Origin of the sequence: Acinetobacter lwoffii (genome assembly GCF_024129355.1) — a bacterium.
In the GTDB taxonomy this organism is placed as follows: Bacteria; Pseudomonadota; Gammaproteobacteria; order Pseudomonadales; family Moraxellaceae; genus Acinetobacter; species Acinetobacter lwoffii_I.
The window spans coordinates 1-16,407 of the sequence record NZ_JAMXXP010000017.1; the positions used below are offsets into that span (position 1 = coordinate 1).

Sequence of the window (16,407 nt, forward strand, 5' to 3'; positions counted from 1 at the left end):
CTAAATTTTGCTGTGCTTTCAGCGATTGCCAGTTGGCATACAGACTGGCGATATTTTCTTCCTGCGAGCCACGTTCAGCAGTCGATTGTAAAGCCAATGCAGATTGTAAAGCCGCTACGGCTTGCTGTTTTTTGGCCTGAATTTCCGGGCTGTTTAAGCGCACCAGTACATCACCTTTTTTGACCTGCTGACCTTCTTCTACATAAATTTCTTCAATACGGCTTGGCACTTTGGTCGCCACCTGAACCGTTTCAGCTTCTACACGACCCTGCAATTCCAGCGGAGCAGGTTGGTAGCTTTTCCATAATCCAAAAGCGATGACTGCCAGTAGAACTGGAATCAGGGCAAGCAATAAATATTTTTTCTTTTTAGCGATTTCAGGAGCTTGTTGTTGCTCGGTCGAAGTCGTCGCGTTGTTTTCTATTTCAGTTTTTGTTTCTACCTGTTGTGCAGGCGATTTTTCTGTATCGCTGGATGAAGCCGCTTCATTCACAGGATCATTGAGTTTTTGATCTTCGTTCATGTTCGGCTCCATTAGCGAATATAGTGGGTATTGGTATGTTGAATGTAGGTCGGAAATTCTGCAATCGAGCCATGGCTTTGTAATAGTGTGGCCAGTGACATCACATATTTGTAAGCATTCAAGGCAGTTTCAGCTTGTAGTCCGCTCAGCATGTTTTGTGCATCGATGACCTGTGTGGCGGTGCCCATATCTTCTTTAAAGGACAATTCTTGGATGCGTAAATTTTCCTGTGCGGCTTTCAAGTTTTGTGCCAGAAGCGCATCACTTTGCTGTGCACTGAGTGCTTCGCTATAAGATTTATAAATCAGATTTTCAATTTCCTGCTGGGTGCGTGCAGTGAGAAGTTCTGTGGCAGAGCGTTTGAGTTCGGCAGCCTGAATATTTTTGTTTTTATCGATCCCGGAAAACAGGTTATAGCGTGCGGCAATCCCGACAATCCAGTTTTCATTTTGATCCAGATTATATTCGCCAAAAGCAAAAACATTCGGTTTTTTCGCTGCTTGCTGGGCTTTGACATTGGCTTGAGCTAATTGAGTATCCAGCTGCATTTTTTGAATCAGCGCAGAGTTCTGACTAAAGGTTTTCAGCAGATGATTTAAGGCCTGTGGCTCGGTTTTATTGACAAATAAAGGCGTTGAAAGCTCAGTGATGCTACTTTCTTGAAGCAGATTATTCAGATGGAAAAGGGCAGCATTCAAATTGGCTTGCGTGTTTTGCTGGCTGCGTTCGGCATTATTACGTGCCACTTCAAATTGCATGCGCTGGCCTTTACTGATAAAACCTTGCTGTTCCATCTTTAAGGCATTGCGATAATGCTGTTGCATGGCATTCAGGTTAAATAGTGCTGCTGCATGTAGTTGCTTTTGAAGCTGTACATTAAAATAACTTTGAATCAGTTCAAAACGCTGCGTGTCTTGCTGCTGTTTGTTGCTGAGCTGACTACGACCGACCTGAATATTGGCGATTTCTTTGGCGCTGCTTGTCAGTCCACCGGTATAAAGCGGCATCATGACTGAAATCGTCGGACGAATCACCTGGTCATCCAGCACGACATGCGAACTATCAGGAATTAAGCCCACCCCATTTTGAATAGGTTGTCTTAAACTATTTTTTAGCGGGTCAGCCAGATCACCTAAGTTCAGTTCATCAATTCTATTATTGACACCATCCGTTAAGGATTGCTCTAAATTATTTTTTAATGCGCCCAAAGGTAGATCGAGTTCATTATGAAAGGCATACGCACGAACATTCAGATCGATTCGTGGCAGACCTATACCTTTCACCGCTTCAGCTTCAAGTTTTGAGGCCTGTTCCAGACTTTGATAGGCTTGGCTGCTATAAGAATTTTGCAACAACTGACGTTCAGCGTCCTGAAAGCTGATGCTCTGCGCATGAGCAAAGCTGCCATACATCATTGATGCAAGCAGATTTAAACCCCAGACAAGCTGTCTTTTATTTTTCTTTAAGTTCATAAAGTCGCTAAACTGATTTAAAGCCGATAATGTTATCCGGCTAGTATAAATCAAAGGTTTGCAGATAGAACTAGTGTAAAGTTATAGTATTGTTTCTTTTACATCTGTATTTCAAATACTTATCGGCTGTTTTTAATGGAATATCTAGAATCAAAAAATGGCTTAATCTTGAATATTTTCAATTGTTAGTTCAAAGATGATAAAAACAGCAGGCTAAAATACTGGTCAATTTATCTTGTGAATCTACATTGATTTTTTGACTCTATCTTGACTCATAGATTGAAATAATTTTGTGCAAGACCCTGCCAGATATGGTTAAATGCCATCATTTTATTGTGTTTCACTCTGAAAGGAAAAATCATGCGCGCGTACAACTTCTGTGCTGGTCCTGCTGCATTACCGACTGCCGTACTTGAAAAAGCTCAAGCTGAAATGCTTGACTGGCACGGCAAAGGTCTTTCGATCATGGAAATGAGCCACCGTAGTGCCGACTATGTTGCCATGGCTGAAAAAGCGGAAGCAGACTTACGTAAACTCATGAATATTCCTGAGAACTACAAAGTATTGTTCTTGCAGGGTGGGGCATCATTACAGTTCTCGGCAATTCCATTGAACCTGCTTGGCAAAAACAACAAAGCAGACTATATCGATACCGGTATCTGGTCTGAAAAAGCCTTGAAAGAAGCGCAGCGTTATGGCGATATCAATGTTGTAAAAGCAGGTATCCAAATTGATGGCAAATATGCGATCAGTGCACAAAGCGAATGGAATCTTTCTGATGATGCAGCTTATGTGCATTATGCCGATAATGAAACCATTGGCGGTCTGCAATTTGCTTCAATTCCTGAAACAAACAAGCCATTAGTTTGCGATTATTCATCTAGTATTTTATCTGCGCCAGTAGATGTCTCTAAATTTGGTTTGATCTATGCGGGTGCGCAAAAGAATATCGGGCCTGCTGGTTTAACGCTGGTGATCATTCGTGAAGATTTACTTGATCAAGCTAAACCTGAAATTCCAAGCATCTTGAAATATTCAGATCAAGCGAAAAATGGCTCAATGGTTAACACACCATCAACTTATGCATGGTACTTGTCTGGTCTGGTGTTTGAGTGGTTGCTAGAAAATGGCGGTGTAGATGCCATGCACAAAGTGAACCTTGAGAAAGCTAACTTGCTTTATGGTTATATCGATCAAAGCGATTTTTATGCGAATCCGATTGCAAAAGCAAACCGTTCGATCATGAACGTACCATTTACTTTGGCTAATGCATATCTTGAGAAACAGTTCCTGAAAGAAGCTGAAGCGCAGCATTTATTGAATCTTGCTGGTCACCGTTCGGTTGGCGGTATGCGCGCAAGTATTTATAATGCCGTGCCTTTAGAGGGCGTGCAGGCATTGGTGAACTTTATGGATGACTTTGCCAAACGCAATGGTTAATTCCTGAAACGAAAAAACCCAGCACAGGCTGGGTTTTTTTATGAATGCAATAATTTTAGAAAATAAAAGTATGCAGGATGAATCCGCAGATCAGCATCCCCAACATGAAAAAAAGGCAGGACATCATATCAATATTATAGCGGGAGCTAAGATGATGCTCGACCTGTTGTAATGTTTCTTCTTGCACGATTTTCATAGATATTTATTGTCCGATCTATTTATCGTTAATACTAATTTGTTGTGAGTATTTTTATCATAAAAAATTGATTAAATAAAGTACATTTTTAATTAAAGAGCATAAATTTTCATTTTATTTAAATATCAGATTTGCACGACAACAGATTATTTATATGAGAAATCAAGCGCTTATTTTTAGAAGATTTTTAAGGTTATTTTAAATATTTAAAATGAATTCATTTGAATTTAAGCATGTGGATAACTCGGTTTTTAATGAATTTAAATAGATTATTAAGCCAGAAAATATGTATAAAAAATAATCAAAAAATAAAATGACAAATAAGAATATAGATGGATTAAAAGAAGATACCCATCAAAATGAATATCTTCTTTTTCTGTTTGAACTTAGGCCGCTTTTCTATAAATATTGGCCTGAATCCACAAGTTGCCACGAATATACTGGCCAATCTGGAAGTCTCTGTACTGGTCATTCCGCGTTGCAATCCGGATCAAGGTCGCAGGCTGGCCTTCATCATGAATGAGGGTGACATCATACAGGGTATAGTCCTGACCCATAAACTGCATAGTCGTTTTACCGACAATATTGCCCTGGAACCAGGCTTCATCTTCCTGACCCATGGTTTCGCCGTATAAATAGGCCACCATTTTAGAAAAATCTACAGTTACAGGTTCTTTATCTTCTTCGGACTGCGGCTGCCAGGCATCAATCTGTTCCTGCAGATTATCCGGCGCTACACCTTTATTGGCAGCCAGAATATCATTCAAGGCACGGTGATGCTTGATCGAAGCCGGATCATCAACCACCAGATGCTCATGATCTGCGACCGCTTCAAGTTCATAGGCCCAGCCATTCAGATTCACCACATAGGACTGGTCTTTTTCATAATGCGGGTGATTGACGCTATACAGGCTATCGAAAGCGTAAATAATATTGTTAGCACCCAGATTCAGGCGCAATACAGCCTGAGTATTGGATTTACAGCTAATAATCCGGTCAATCGTGGCTTTCACCTGATAAGGACTGTCAAAGCACGGAAATGCAGTTTTTACCGCTTGAGGTTTGTTGTTTTCAACGGCAATCACTTGACTCAACTGTACCGCAGCTTTGCTTGGTCCCTGAATCAGCCAGGTCTCTGCATCCATATCACATTCTTGTGTACAAAGGCCCATCGGCATGATCGGTTCATCGAGAGCTTTGCCTAACCACTGTGGAACATCTGTGCCAGGGTTGTCGGTGAGCAAGGTCCAATGTTCGACATGACTACCGAAATTTTGATCATCAATGGTGATGATCTCTGGGCTATTCTGATTTTTCATATGCACAATTGATCTTGGATGATGTATTTATAGTTAATCGAGGGTCATTGCGATTTTTCAAGTCAATCGAATGAATTTTAAAATTAAAATGCCAGTCAAATGAAGTCAATTTTTTTCTCGCGTGAATCATGCCAGTTTTACCGGGCACATACTTTTTAAAATATTGATGACAGATGCAATGAAAATGGAGCGATTTAATCATCAACCTGATCACTGCAATTTGCTAGAATAACCATGATTTATACCTTAATGGGAAGCCCTGTGTTGCCATTCAAACTTTGGGTCGATGCCGATGCATTGCCCCGTATTCTGCGAGATGTGATTATTCGTGCTTCGGATCGCTATCAGCTAGAAGTCACTTTTGTTGCCAACCAACCAGTCGGAATAACTCCTTCGATCAGAATTAATTCAATTCAGGTGATGAGTGGGGCGGATGCTGCGGATAAAGAGATTATTCTGCGCATGAAAGAGCATGATATTGTCATGACCCAAGATATTCCCTTGGCTGCGGAAGTGATTGAAAAAGGCGGAATTGCGATTCATCCCCGTGGTGAAATTTATACTACGGCCAATGTCAAAGCGCGCTTACATCTGCGCGATTTTATGGACAGCTTACGCGGAGCGGGCGTGCAAACGGGCGGTCCGCCACCGATTTCAGAACGGGATAAACGCGAATTTTCCAGCGCACTCGATCAGACCATCCAAAAACAAAAACGTAAAACTTCCGCGCTTTAAGCCTTATTCAGAGTGACTCGCATGCCCACACAAACCAATATGATTGCCACCTATCTTTTATTGGTTTTTATCTGGGCGACGACACCGCTAGCTATTGTCTGGAGTGTGACGGATTTGCATCCGCTCTGGGCTTTGGCATTGCGTTTCTTTTTGGCTTTGCCTTTTGCATTTGCCTTGTTGTGGCTATTTAAAACCCGTTTTCCCTTAGATAAATTATCCATGCACAGTTACCTGGCTGGCGCATGCAGTTTTATCGGCTCACAGATTTTCACTTATCTGGCCACGGATTATCTGAGTTCAGGCGTTATTGCCCTGATGTTCGGACTGGCGCCGATTATTACCGGTTTAATTGGCCGTTTTGTATTTCAGCTTAAGCTCTATCCTTCGCAGTGGGGTGGTATGGCGATTGCCTTGCTGGGTCTGGGCATTATCTGTGTCGGTGGCAAAGATCAGCATATTCAGCCGATTGGCATAGGCCTGATGTTGCTCAGTGTTTTTATTTACTGTGTTTCGATGTTCTGGGTGAAAAAAGTTAATGCACCTCTCGAACCTATGGCACAAGCGGCCGGTTCTATTGCTGTTTCAGCGGTCATGGCCTGTACCATGTTGCCATTTATCTGGCAATTTGCACCGACCCAGATTCCGCAGGCTAAATCGCTGATTGGACTCAGTTATGCTGTAATCATGGCTTCCCTGATTGCGATGTTCTGTTATTTTAAACTGGTGCAGAAAATCAAGGCGACCACTTTGTCATTGACCACCGTATTGACGCCGATGCTGGCCTTATTTGTCGGGGTGATTCTGAATGATGAAAAATTATCGGGTGGAGCAGTCTTTGGCGTCGTTATCTTACTGGCTGGTTTGTTGTTATATTTTTCCAGAGAAATTAAAGCGAGCTATAACGCTCGCCTTTCATCACCCAGCAGCACTGACTAAAGCAGTAATTTAAACAAAGTGAGCCTTGACGCATTCACCCAGTTTGACCCGGTCTTGGGGATGCATGGTAATAAAATATGCACCAGTCCGATATTTGCCATTTTCTTCTTCGCGACTGTAGGCCACCTGAGCGGTTGCTGCAATATGGAAGAAATTTTCCGGATGACTCAAAGTCACGTGCAGATAGGTGCCTTCAGCGATAGGGCGCTCATTAAAGAAACTAAAACCGGTTTCTGAAAAGTTCACTTGCTCTGGTACAGGTAACATGCTTTGTACAATTGCGTCATACAAAGAACCGGTAATAAGGTTTAACTTTTGATTAAATAAGGATAAGATTCGAGCAATTTGTTGATCTTTTTCAGATAATTGTTCTAATTCGTAGTTAACCGCATGATCAAATTGATCTAGTTCTGCAAGTAGTAGAAAATAGCGGGGCAAGACGAAGTTAGGATCGTAAGGATCATTCAAGGCAACATCATCGGAAATAATCTGATAATTAATTCGTAAGGCAGCATCGATTCGAGACATGACGCGTCTTTCCGTAAATCCGTTTGGATGCTGTACATTTTCCATAATTTATTACCTCGGACTAGATGGTTATGTTCAAACCAATCTCGCTGTATATAGGGTTGAAATATACTCGCGCACGGCGTAGTAACCACTTCATTTCTTTTATCGCGTTGGTCTCAATGATCGGCCTCACACTCGGTGTGGCAGTCCTCATTACAGTGTTGTCTGTGATGAATGGTTTTGACCGAGAGTTAAAGAATCGTGTCTTAGGAATGATACCTCAAGCGACTGTTTCCTCAACACAAATTTTAACAAATTGGCCAGAACTTGCAAAGCAAATTGAAGGGCATGAGCATGTTCAGGGAGTCGCACCTTTTACTCAATTACAAGGCATGCTGACCGCACAGGGTCAGGTCGCCGGCATTATGGTCAGCGGGATTGAACCCGAGTATGAGAAAAAAGTTTCAATTATACAAAACCATATGGTTGAGGGCAGTATCGACAGCCTGAAAAAAGGTGAATTTGGTATTGTTTTGGGCAAGCAAATGACCGATGCCATGGGTGTGGGTTTAAATGACAATATTACTCTGGTTCTGCCAGAAGCCACCCCATCACCAGCTGGTGTCGTCCCGCGTTTCAAGCGTTTTAAAGTGGTGGGAATCTTCAGTATTGGTGCTGAAGTTGACTCGATGATGGGTTATATCGCTTTAAATGATGCCTCGACCTTGCTGCGTCTACCGGATGGTGCGCAGGGTGTGCGTATGAAGCTGGATGATATTTTCCTGGCACCACAAGTGTCTCAGGAAATTGTGCGTGATTTGCCGGGGAATTTCTATGCTTCGGACTGGACTTATACCCATGGTAATCTGTTCAGCGCGATTCAGATGGAAAAAGCCATGGTCAGCCTGCTTTTATTCCTGATCGTTCTAGTCGCGGCATTTAATATTGTGTCTTCACTGGTGATGGTGGTGACGGATAAAAAATCGGACATTGCCATTTTAAGGACTTTGGGGGCTTCACCTGCCACCATTACCAAAATCTTTATGGTGCAAGGTACCGTGATTGGGGTGATTGGAACTTGTGCAGGGGCCATCCTCGGGATTATTGCGGCAACCAGTATCAGTAGCTTTATTGGCTGGCTCAACAATACTTTAGGTCTGAATATGTTTGATGCCTATTTTATTAACTACTTACCTTCGTATCTGCGCTGGCAGGATGTCTTGGTGATTGTTGGTTTATCACTGGCCTTAAGTTTTGTCGCAACGATTTACCCCGCTTTACGTGCAGCAAAAATTCAACCGGCAGAGGCTTTGCGTTATGAGTAATCTGATTTTAGATGCCCAGAATATTCACAAGTCCTTTACCGATGGTAAAGCCACGGTTGAGGTGATTCGTGGCTTGTCGCTACAGGTAAAAGCAGGCGAGTTTGTCTCGATTGTTGGTTCCAGTGGATCCGGGAAAAGTACCTTATTACATGTTCTGGGTGGATTGGATCGCCCGACGTCAGGTCAGGTCATGGTGAATGGCCGCCGTTTTGATACCTTGTCTGAAGCAGAACGCGGTTATGTGCGGAATGAGCATTTGGGCTTTGTTTATCAGTTTCATCACCTGTTGCCAGAATTTACGGCACTGGAAAATGTGGCCATGCCGCTGATGTTACGCGACAACATGAAGTTTAAGGAAGCCAAACAGCAGGCTGAATATTTACTGGAACGTGTTGGTCTTTCGCATCGTCTGACTCACAAGCCGGGTGAATTATCCGGAGGTGAACGTCAGCGTGTAGCTTTGGCGCGTGCAGTGGTGGGTAAACCTAAACTGATGATGGCCGATGAACCGACCGGAAATCTGGATCGCAAGACTGCAGCAAAGATTTTTGAACTGCTGACCGAATTGCAACGTGAGTTCAATATGGCGATGCTGATTGTGACGCATGATGAACAGCTAGCCCATGCAGCAGATCGGATTTTACATATGCAGGATGGTCTCTGGATTGAACCATAAATAACGAGAATATTCGCATTTGATTGAAGCTCACTCCGGTGGGCTTTATTATTGGGCAAAATAATAACAAGACAGAATAAGATTCAATGTTGCAGTGGCTATGTATTGGCTGGATTTTAGGCCTTGCGTGTATGGGGAAAAGTTTCCTGTCTGTTCAACTGAGCGGAACGGCAGTTTTGATCGTTGCGCTGTTGTGGTATCTGTGTTGCCATAAATTAAAGCTCATCTTGAATACACCACTGCGAAGCTTGTTGATCACTGGATCAAGCCTGCTTTTGGGACTATTTTTAGGTCATGCTTATGCCAATCTGCAACTGGCTGAACGTTTATCCAAACGAGAGCACGAGGTCTCTGAAAAAGAAATCGTGGTCTATATCAAAGAGCTGAATAAACTGGGCGATCAGAATATCCAGCAAGCCCTGCATGTGCTTAACCCTGATGGCATTACAGTTAAGTGGATGGGTTTTCTGCCAGTTTCAGATCCTGTCATATCCAGTTTAGGAAATGATGTAACCAAACAGCAGACTCTTGAACTGGGACACTATTATTTATTACAAGGCCAGATTCGACCTAACCATAGTTATGCGACACCGGGTGCTTTTGATGCAGAAAAATGGGCCTTGCAGCAAAATGTTATGGCCGGGTTTAGGATTAAACATATCCAAGAGTTGCAACCGCAACAACTCTATGCACTAGGTCATGCTAAATATCTACGTCAGCAGAAAAATTTGAATCAGCGATTTTTGCTTTGGGTAGAACAGCAGCGACTGACCTTAAGAGAGTTTGTGGCCACACAACCAGTACAGCAGAAAGGCTTGTTACTGGCTCTATTAAGTGGTGATGAAAGTCTCTTGGATCAAGCGACGGAACAGCAATTCCAGCGTTTTGGCATGAGTCATTTACTGGCGATTTCCGGACCGCATGTCCTGATCTTTGCCTTTATCGTTTGTGGAGCGTTGCAATATCTGATTTCAAGGTACGTACCGCAGATTTATCTGAAATGGCCAAGGCAGTATTTTTTGAGTCTGCCTTTTTTGTTATGTGTATTGCTGTATTGTGCCTTTGTCGGTTTTGAAATTCCGGCGTTACGCACTTTACTGATTTGTGTGATTGTGACTTTTACGCTGCTGCTCAGGCAAAGTATGCAGCCATTAAAACTGCTGATTTTAAGTGCTGCCTTATTGTTGCTCTTTGATCCTTTTAGCATTTTGTCGGCCGCATTCTGGCTGTCTTATGGGGCCTGTTTTGTCTTGCTGCGGATCTATCAAACCATTCAGCAGCAACCGCATCAAACAGTACAAACAGCATTACAACGACTGTATTTTGCAATAAAAGTTTTGATGGAGTCGCAGTGGAAAATCTTTCTGGCCCTGTTTCCCTTAATGATGTTGTTTTTTAAGCAGGTGGCTTGGATTACCCCGCTAAGCAACCTGGTGGCTATCCCGTGGATTGGCCTGCTGATAGTTCCCGTAGATATTCTGGCGGCTTTATTATTTTTCATTTCTGAACCACTTTCGAGTCTGCTGTTTCAGCTCAATGATATTTTTATTCATATACTGCTGGCATTTTTGAATCTGCTTGATCGGCTGTTTGCACCGCAACTGATTCCTGTGGCCATGAATGTCTGGATGATTGCTCTATGTATTTTGGGCTTATTAATTGTCTTTTTGCCGCGTGGCTTAGTGCCCAAAAGCTGGACAGCACTTGCCTGTTTACCACTGTGCATTCCTCAACTTAATCAGCATGCATTTCAGCTGTCTGTTCTGGATGTCGGGCAGGGACAGGCCATCTTCATTCGGGAAGGGCAAAAGAGCATGATGATCGATATGGGCGGTTATTATAATGAAGAAAAATTCAGTATTGGTCGGCAAGTGATTATGCCATTTTTGTCTGTGCAAGGTGTTGGAGAACTGGATCAACTGATTTTGACCCATCTGGATCAGGACCATAGCGGTGCATATCACAGCATTAAAGATCAACTAAACATCCGACAAGTGTCATCCAATCAGATGCCTGAAACAGCTGCTTCTTCAAGTTTTCAGTTTTGTTATGCAGGACAGCAATGGCAATGGTCTGAGACGATTAACTTTAAAATTCTGGCACCTCGGCAGCAGCAGTTAAATACGCCAAACTTCAATAAAAATGACCGCTCTTGTGTGATATATCTGCAAATCAAAAATGCCGGACCGTATCAAAACTTTTTACTGATGGGGGATGCGGGTTGGGAAACTGAATATCAGCTGCTCCAAGACTATCCCGAACTTCAGGTCGATGTGCTGATACTCGGGCATCATGGCAGTCAGCACAGTTCAGCCTATCAATTTTTACAGGTTTTGCAGCCTAAACTGGCGATTGCCTCGGCTGGGAAATTTAACCGTTATGGCCACCCGAGCCAACTGACCCAGCAACGGTTGAAAGCACTTAATATTCCCTTATTGACCACAGCAGAACAGGGGAGTGTGCACTTCCAGCAACAAGGCTCAAAACTGGTGCTTTCTGCCGAACGACATGAATGGCAGTGGTTGTATCGTCAGCCCTTAAGTGACTGATTCCAATATGGGCGAAACTTTATGTAGTTCTTGAGTTCTTAATGCATTTACTTTGCCCAAAGCTTGTTCATGCTCAAGTTTGTAGAGATTTCCCAAGTCTTGATGCGCATTAAAGCGTTTATAACTCCAATGATAATGTTCCGGATGGCGACGAATTAAATTTTCAATACTATTGATAATGACTTGTGTGCCTTGATTGGCATTGCCATTATAAATTTTTTCATCAACTGCTTCGATAAAAATATCGAATCCATCTTCAGTATTACGTAGAGCATATAAAAACAGGGCACGCGCTTTGGTCTTTTGAATCAGCTTGGCACTTAAATTACTGGTGGCCAAAGGCACGCCGAAATAGGGAATATATTCACCACCGATATTCGGGGTATGATCCGGAAGGATGACCGTAGTGCCACCTTGTTTTAAGGCTTTAAAAATCTGACGGACGCCAGATTCATCGGTCGGCACCAGATGCGCCTGTTCACGACTACGGGCGGCCCGTACAAATTGATCTGCAGCCTGATTTTTCACAGGTTTGTACATAATGGTCATTGAGGTGAACTGGGCAATATAGGCATTCATAATTTCCCAGGTACCAAAATGCGGCACGATTAACACGAGGCCTTTATTTTGTGCAATGGCATCATGAAGTAGATCTTCGCCAATAACGCGATGAACGCGTTTAAGATTTTTCTGATTGCTTGAGCCCCAAATAGTAAAGAACTCGAAATATGACATTAATTCATTGCGAACCGCAGCACGGTTAATCTGTTCACGTTCCTGATTAGACAGTTCTGAAAGACTGATTTCAAGGTTGAGACGAATGACTTCCGAAGTTTTAGTGACTTTAAAACTGTTCACAATAAAGGCCAGAATACGGGCCATCCAGCGAGAAACCGGAAGCGGTTGGCGGCTAATGTATTTGAGTAATCCGTAAGCTGAATTCCGTGAGCCCTGTTTCGTCATTGATTTCGTCTAAGTACAAAAAAAGAGAACAAAATTTATTATAGGCGAAAACGTTTTGTTTAGACAGAATTACCCGATTCAGTGTATATAATGGATTCAATATAAATCAATTTATTGGATTATTTATGTCCGATTGGCCACCAAAACCTGAAAATCAAATACAAAATACGCAACAGCCAGTTCAACCGACTGGTCCGGAATGGAAATTGCTTGAAAAAGCAGTTTTAGCTTCGGTAGAAGAACAGCGCCGTGCACGCCGTTGGGGAATTTTCTTTAAATTTCTGACTTTTGCTTATCTGCTTGTTGTCATTTTGGCATTAGGCAAAAGCTGTAGTTCAGTTTCTTCAGATGCTAGCGCTGCTGCGGGTTCGCATATCGCAGTCGTGGACATTGTGGGTACGATTGCAGCCGACAAACAGAGTGTCAACAGTAGCAATACCATCAAATCATTGAAAAAAGCCTTTGAAAATAAACAAAGTAAAGCGGTGGTGCTGAATATTAACTCACCTGGCGGTTCACCGGTACAGTCTGATGAAATCTGGCAGGAAATTCAGTATCTGAAAAAACAGCATCCTGGGAAAAAACTGTATGCGGTAATTGGTGATACCGGTGCTTCAGGGGCCTATTATATTGCCTCTGCTGCGGATGAAATTATTGTCAATCCATCGAGTCTGGTCGGTTCAATTGGGGTGATCATGCCGAATTATGGTGTGAATAATCTGCTGCAAAAGTTAGGCGTTGAAGATCGCACCATGACTTCAGGTGAAAATAAAGCTTTACTGTCGATGACTCAGCCAGTTGATCCTGCGCAAAAAGCTCATGTACAGGGCGTGCTGGATAATGTCCATGGTCACTTTATTAATGCAGTGAAACAGGGGCGTGGGGCTAAGTTGAAATCCAATGATCCTGCTATTTTCTCTGGCTTGTTCTGGACCGGTGATCAGGCGGTGAAATTAGGTATTGCGGATCGTATCGGTAGCTTAAATACCTTGAAACGCGAACTGAAAACTGAAAAAGCGTTGAATTACACCATTGAATATAGTCCATTTGAATCAGTCTTGGGTCGTATGGGTTCATCGATTGGGGATGGAATTGCTTCTTCAGTTGCACAGAAGCTTCAGTCAGAAAATAGCACGACACTGCAATGAAACCACTGATTCATTTCGCGCACGCCAATGGCGTGCCATCTAAAGTCTATCAAAAGCTGTTTGATGAATTGCAAGATGATTACGATATTATCTATGTGCCGCTTTTAGGGCGGGATAAGCGTTATCCGGTTGATAACCATTGGAAAAGCCTGACCCGGCAAGTGATCGACAGTATTGTACGCCAATCTCAAGGCCGGCCCGTGATTGGTTTGGGACATTCGTTGGGCTCTGTATTAACGTTTCAGGCCGCTTTACAGCGCCCGGAACTGTTTTCACAAATGATCATGCTGGACCCGCCAATGATTATGGGCAAAGAAGCCTTTGCCTTGCATATCGCCAAGACTTTTCGTTTAAAAGCATTGGATAAAATGTCTCCGGCAGGTTTGTCGAAACGCCGTCGAGATCATTGGGATTCACGGGAACAAGCCGCTGAATTGCTGCGCCCTAAAGGTTTTTATCAGGATTTTGATGCAGATTGCTTCCAGGCGTATATTGATTATGCCTTACAGGATGATCCCATCCGGGGTGGAGTAGAACTTACTATCCCTAAAAGGGATGAGGTCGCAGTCTTTAGAACCAATCCGTCACTCTGGTGGTTGCCTCAGGCGAAACCAAAAATTCCTGTGCATCTGGTCGTTGCCGAGAAAGGTCCATTTCTGGCCCGCAAGTTCCCGCAGCAAGTGCAAAAGAAGTTTGGTATTCCTTTTACCGTGGTGGATGGTGGACATATGTTCCCATTGGAACAACCTGATCAAGTAGCTGGCTTGGTCAAACAGCTGATTCAGCAACAGTCTGCTTGAATTATTGAATATATTGGAAATAAAAAACGCATCCGAGGATGCGTTTTTTTATATCTAAATTTTTTTAGAACTTGCAGAATTGAACAGGCGCTTGCATTTTCTCATTTCGATATAACACACCATCTTTAGTATGTTGAATCGTTCCGCTACAAATCCATTCTACGACTTGTGGATAGATCACATGCTCGAGGCTATGCACACGTGTTGCCAAACTTTCTACCGTATCATGATGAGAAACCTTGAGAACACCTTGGGCAAGCGCTTGGCCTGCATCCAGTTCAGCCGTAACATAATGCACCGTACAACCGTGCAGAACATCACCGGTATTGAGTACACGCTGATGCGTATGCATGCCTTTATAATAAGGCAACAGGGAAGGGTGAATATTTAACATTTTTCCTTCCCAGGCTTTCACAAATTTTTCACTTAAAATTCGCATAAAGCCGGCAAGTACCACCAGATCCACATCCCAGTCCAAAAGCTGTTGATGCATGACATCATCAAAAGCTTCACGGTTTGGATATTGCTTGTGTTCAATAACTGCAGTCTGAATGCCTGCCTGTTGTGCACGCGTTAAAGCAAAGGCTTCAGGTTTGTTGGAAATCACGCCCACAATTTGCCCTGAAAGATTGGCATCAATCAAGGCTTGCAGATTTGATCCACTACCTGAAACAAGTACAGCAATTTTAATCATGCGAAATTACGCAAAGATCACACGAATTTTTTCGTCTGCATCTGCAACTGATTCAGCATTGTCTTGAATCTGACCCATCGCCCATGCTTTTTCGCCAAGCTGGTTGAGTAATTCAACAGTTTTGTCTGCATCAGCTGCATCAACAACCAGCACCATGCCGACGCCACAGTTGAAAGTACGATACATTTCAAATTGTTCTACGCCGCCTTCACGTTGTAGAAGTTTGAATAGCTCAGGCCATTCCCAAGAAGATTCATTTACCAACGCTTGAGCACCGTTTGGAAGTACGCGAGGTAAGTTACCTGGTAAACCACCACCGGTGATGTGTGCCATCGCATGGACATCAACGTGTTTTAACAGTTCAAGAATTGGTTTTACATAAATGCGTGTTGGTTCCATTGCAACATCTGCAAGTGGGCGGCCATCGACGATTTGATTCAGGTCAACGTTTTTCACGTCCAGGATTTTACGAAGCAGTGAGTAGCCGTTTGAGTGCGCACCTGAAGAAGCTACACCAATTAAAACGTCACCCGCTTTGACTTTAGAGCCATCAATAATTTTACTTTGCTCAACAACACCGACACAGAAACCTGCAAGATCGTAATCTTCGCCTTCATACATGCCTGGCATTTCAGCAGTTTCACCGCCAACTAATGCACAGCCAGCAAGTTCACAACCAGCGCCAATACCAGTGACTACATTTGCAGCAACATCAACATTTAAGTGACCAGTTGCATAATAATCAAGGAAGAACAGTGGTTCAGCACCACAGACAAGAAGGTCATTCACGCACATTGCAACCAGGTCTTGACCAATTGTGTCATGACGGTTCAAATTCAGTGCCAGACGTAATTTTGTACCAACACCATCTGTGCCAGATACGAGAACAGGTTCTTCATAACCTTTAGGAATTTTACAAAGTGCACCAAAGCCACCTAGACCGCCCATAACTTCGGGACGTGAGGTACGCTTAGCGACAGATTTAATACGATCGACTAACGCGTCGCCCGCCTCAATGTCGACACCTGCATCTTTGTAGCTTAAACCAGTGTTTGGGGTAGAAGTTGAGTTGCTCATAATGAAGTCTCCGCATTCGCGGGTGCGATTATAACCTGAATATG

Annotated in this window: 15 protein-coding genes and 1 pseudogene; 9 read left to right on the forward strand and 7 right to left on the reverse strand. The window is 43.1% G+C overall.

The window, feature by feature from the left end:
- Together NI468_RS09510 and NI468_RS09515 are read right to left on the reverse strand one after the other, a co-directional pair.
- Window positions 1-523 (reverse strand): annotated as a pseudogene (locus NI468_RS09510) (HlyD family secretion protein); the annotation flags it as partial.
- Window positions 524-534: 11 nt separating this feature from the next.
- Window positions 535-1,995: a TolC family protein gene (locus NI468_RS09515; RefSeq protein WP_253101531.1), complete on the reverse strand. Its 1,461-nt coding sequence runs from the start codon at window positions 1,993-1,995 to the stop codon at window positions 535-537.
- Between the two features lie 360 nt (window positions 1,996-2,355).
- Between NI468_RS09515 and serC the strand changes: the two genes are divergently transcribed.
- A complete protein-coding gene (serC, locus tag NI468_RS09520; RefSeq protein ID WP_121980404.1) occupies window positions 2,356-3,435 on the forward strand; it encodes a 3-phosphoserine/phosphohydroxythreonine transaminase in 1,080 nt (359 codons plus the stop codon).
- Window positions 3,436-3,475: 40 nt separating this feature from the next.
- Complete coding sequence (locus tag NI468_RS16280; RefSeq protein WP_257221144.1) at window positions 3,476-3,607, forward strand: hypothetical protein; 132 nt, start codon at window positions 3,476-3,478, stop codon at window positions 3,605-3,607.
- A 410-nt stretch (window positions 3,608-4,017) separates the two neighbouring features.
- On the opposite strand, the gene NI468_RS09525 is transcribed toward NI468_RS16280, so the two are convergent.
- A complete protein-coding gene (locus tag NI468_RS09525; protein ID WP_253101534.1) occupies window positions 4,018-4,950 on the reverse strand; it encodes a hypothetical protein in 933 nt (310 codons plus the stop codon).
- Between the two features lie 249 nt (window positions 4,951-5,199).
- Here NI468_RS09525 and NI468_RS09530 point away from each other — a divergent pair, with 249 nt between their 5' ends.
- Together NI468_RS09530 and NI468_RS09535 are read left to right on the forward strand one after the other, a co-directional pair.
- On the forward strand, window positions 5,200-5,685 hold the full coding sequence (locus NI468_RS09530; RefSeq protein ID WP_171260766.1) for a YaiI/YqxD family protein: 486 nt from the start codon (window positions 5,200-5,202) through the stop codon (window positions 5,683-5,685).
- A gap of 21 nt (window positions 5,686-5,706) precedes the next feature.
- A complete protein-coding gene (locus NI468_RS09535) occupies window positions 5,707-6,621 on the forward strand; it encodes a DMT family transporter (protein ID WP_253101536.1) in 915 nt (304 codons plus the stop codon).
- Window positions 6,622-6,630: 9 nt separating this feature from the next.
- On the opposite strand, the gene NI468_RS09540 is transcribed toward NI468_RS09535, so the two are convergent.
- Window positions 6,631-7,194 carry a PilZ domain-containing protein gene (locus tag NI468_RS09540; protein WP_004279140.1) on the reverse strand — a complete coding sequence of 188 codons (564 nt, stop codon included), beginning with the start codon at window positions 7,192-7,194 and terminating at the stop codon, window positions 6,631-6,633.
- A gap of 26 nt (window positions 7,195-7,220) precedes the next feature.
- Here NI468_RS09540 and NI468_RS09545 point away from each other — a divergent pair, with 26 nt between their 5' ends.
- From NI468_RS09545 to NI468_RS09555, 3 genes are all read left to right on the forward strand, one after another.
- Window positions 7,221-8,456 (forward strand): lipoprotein-releasing ABC transporter permease subunit, encoded by a 1,236-nt coding sequence (locus NI468_RS09545; protein WP_004645695.1) that lies wholly within the window; start codon window positions 7,221-7,223, stop codon window positions 8,454-8,456.
- Window positions 8,449-9,132 carry a lipoprotein-releasing ABC transporter ATP-binding protein LolD gene (gene lolD, locus NI468_RS09550; protein ID WP_253101539.1) on the forward strand — a complete coding sequence of 228 codons (684 nt, stop codon included), beginning with the start codon at window positions 8,449-8,451 and terminating at the stop codon, window positions 9,130-9,132. Before NI468_RS09545 ends, lolD begins: the two co-directional genes overlap by 8 nt.
- Before the next feature lie 86 nt (window positions 9,133-9,218).
- Entirely contained in the window at window positions 9,219-11,681 is a 2,463-nt protein-coding gene (locus tag NI468_RS09555; protein WP_253101542.1) for a DNA internalization-related competence protein ComEC/Rec2, read from the forward strand.
- On the opposite strand, the gene NI468_RS09560 is transcribed toward NI468_RS09555, so the two are convergent.
- Window positions 11,670-12,644, reverse strand: coding sequence for a lysophospholipid acyltransferase family protein (locus tag NI468_RS09560; RefSeq protein WP_004279136.1), 975 nt, complete (start codon window positions 12,642-12,644; stop codon window positions 11,670-11,672). The genes NI468_RS09555 and NI468_RS09560 overlap by 12 nt on opposite strands.
- 125 nt (window positions 12,645-12,769) lie before the next feature.
- Here NI468_RS09560 and sppA point away from each other — a divergent pair, with 125 nt between their 5' ends.
- Window positions 12,770-13,792, forward strand: a complete 1,023-nt coding sequence (sppA, locus tag NI468_RS09565) for a signal peptide peptidase SppA (RefSeq protein ID WP_168730840.1) — start codon at window positions 12,770-12,772, stop codon at window positions 13,790-13,792.
- On the forward strand, window positions 13,789-14,592 hold the full coding sequence (locus tag NI468_RS09570; RefSeq protein WP_253101545.1) for an alpha/beta fold hydrolase: 804 nt from the start codon (window positions 13,789-13,791) through the stop codon (window positions 14,590-14,592). The genes sppA and NI468_RS09570 overlap by 4 nt, the downstream gene beginning before the upstream one ends.
- Window positions 14,593-14,656: 64 nt before the next feature.
- Here NI468_RS09570 and purN read toward each other — a convergent pair whose 3' ends face one another.
- Both purN and purM read right to left on the reverse strand, forming a co-directional pair.
- On the reverse strand, window positions 14,657-15,286 hold the full coding sequence (gene purN / locus NI468_RS09575) for a phosphoribosylglycinamide formyltransferase (RefSeq protein WP_004279130.1): 630 nt from the start codon (window positions 15,284-15,286) through the stop codon (window positions 14,657-14,659).
- Between the two features lie 6 nt (window positions 15,287-15,292).
- Entirely contained in the window at window positions 15,293-16,363 is a 1,071-nt protein-coding gene (gene purM / locus NI468_RS09580) for a phosphoribosylformylglycinamidine cyclo-ligase (RefSeq protein WP_253101548.1), read from the reverse strand.
- Window positions 16,364-16,407: the final 44 nt, after the last annotated feature.

Excerpts from the sequence above, each read along its gene's own strand:
- sppA (WP_168730840.1), top strand. The coding sequence starts at position 12,770 with ATGTCCGATTGGCCACCAAAACCTGAAAATCAAATACAAAATACGCAA.
- NI468_RS09515 (WP_253101531.1), bottom strand. The coding sequence starts at position 1,995 with ATGAACTTAAAGAAAAATAAAAGACAGCTTGTCTGGGGTTTAAATCTG.
- purN (WP_004279130.1), bottom strand. The coding sequence starts at position 15,286 with ATGATTAAAATTGCTGTACTTGTTTCAGGTAGTGGATCAAATCTGCAA.
- NI468_RS09530 (WP_171260766.1), top strand. The coding sequence starts at position 5,200 with ATGGGAAGCCCTGTGTTGCCATTCAAACTTTGGGTCGATGCCGATGCA.
- serC (WP_121980404.1), top strand. The coding sequence starts at position 2,356 with ATGCGCGCGTACAACTTCTGTGCTGGTCCTGCTGCATTACCGACTGCC.
- NI468_RS09535 (WP_253101536.1), top strand. The coding sequence starts at position 5,707 with ATGCCCACACAAACCAATATGATTGCCACCTATCTTTTATTGGTTTTT.
- lolD (WP_253101539.1), top strand. The coding sequence starts at position 8,449 with ATGAGTAATCTGATTTTAGATGCCCAGAATATTCACAAGTCCTTTACC.
- NI468_RS09540 (WP_004279140.1), bottom strand. The coding sequence starts at position 7,194 with ATGGAAAATGTACAGCATCCAAACGGATTTACGGAAAGACGCGTCATG.
- NI468_RS09570 (WP_253101545.1), top strand. The coding sequence starts at position 13,789 with ATGAAACCACTGATTCATTTCGCGCACGCCAATGGCGTGCCATCTAAA.
- NI468_RS09525 (WP_253101534.1), bottom strand. The coding sequence starts at position 4,950 with ATGAAAAATCAGAATAGCCCAGAGATCATCACCATTGATGATCAAAAT.
- NI468_RS09555 (WP_253101542.1), top strand. The coding sequence starts at position 9,219 with ATGTTGCAGTGGCTATGTATTGGCTGGATTTTAGGCCTTGCGTGTATG.
- NI468_RS09560 (WP_004279136.1), bottom strand. The coding sequence starts at position 12,644 with ATGACGAAACAGGGCTCACGGAATTCAGCTTACGGATTACTCAAATAC.
- NI468_RS09545 (WP_004645695.1), top strand. The coding sequence starts at position 7,221 with ATGTTCAAACCAATCTCGCTGTATATAGGGTTGAAATATACTCGCGCA.
- NI468_RS16280 (WP_257221144.1), top strand. The coding sequence starts at position 3,476 with ATGAATGCAATAATTTTAGAAAATAAAAGTATGCAGGATGAATCCGCA.
- purM (WP_253101548.1), bottom strand. The coding sequence starts at position 16,363 with ATGAGCAACTCAACTTCTACCCCAAACACTGGTTTAAGCTACAAAGAT.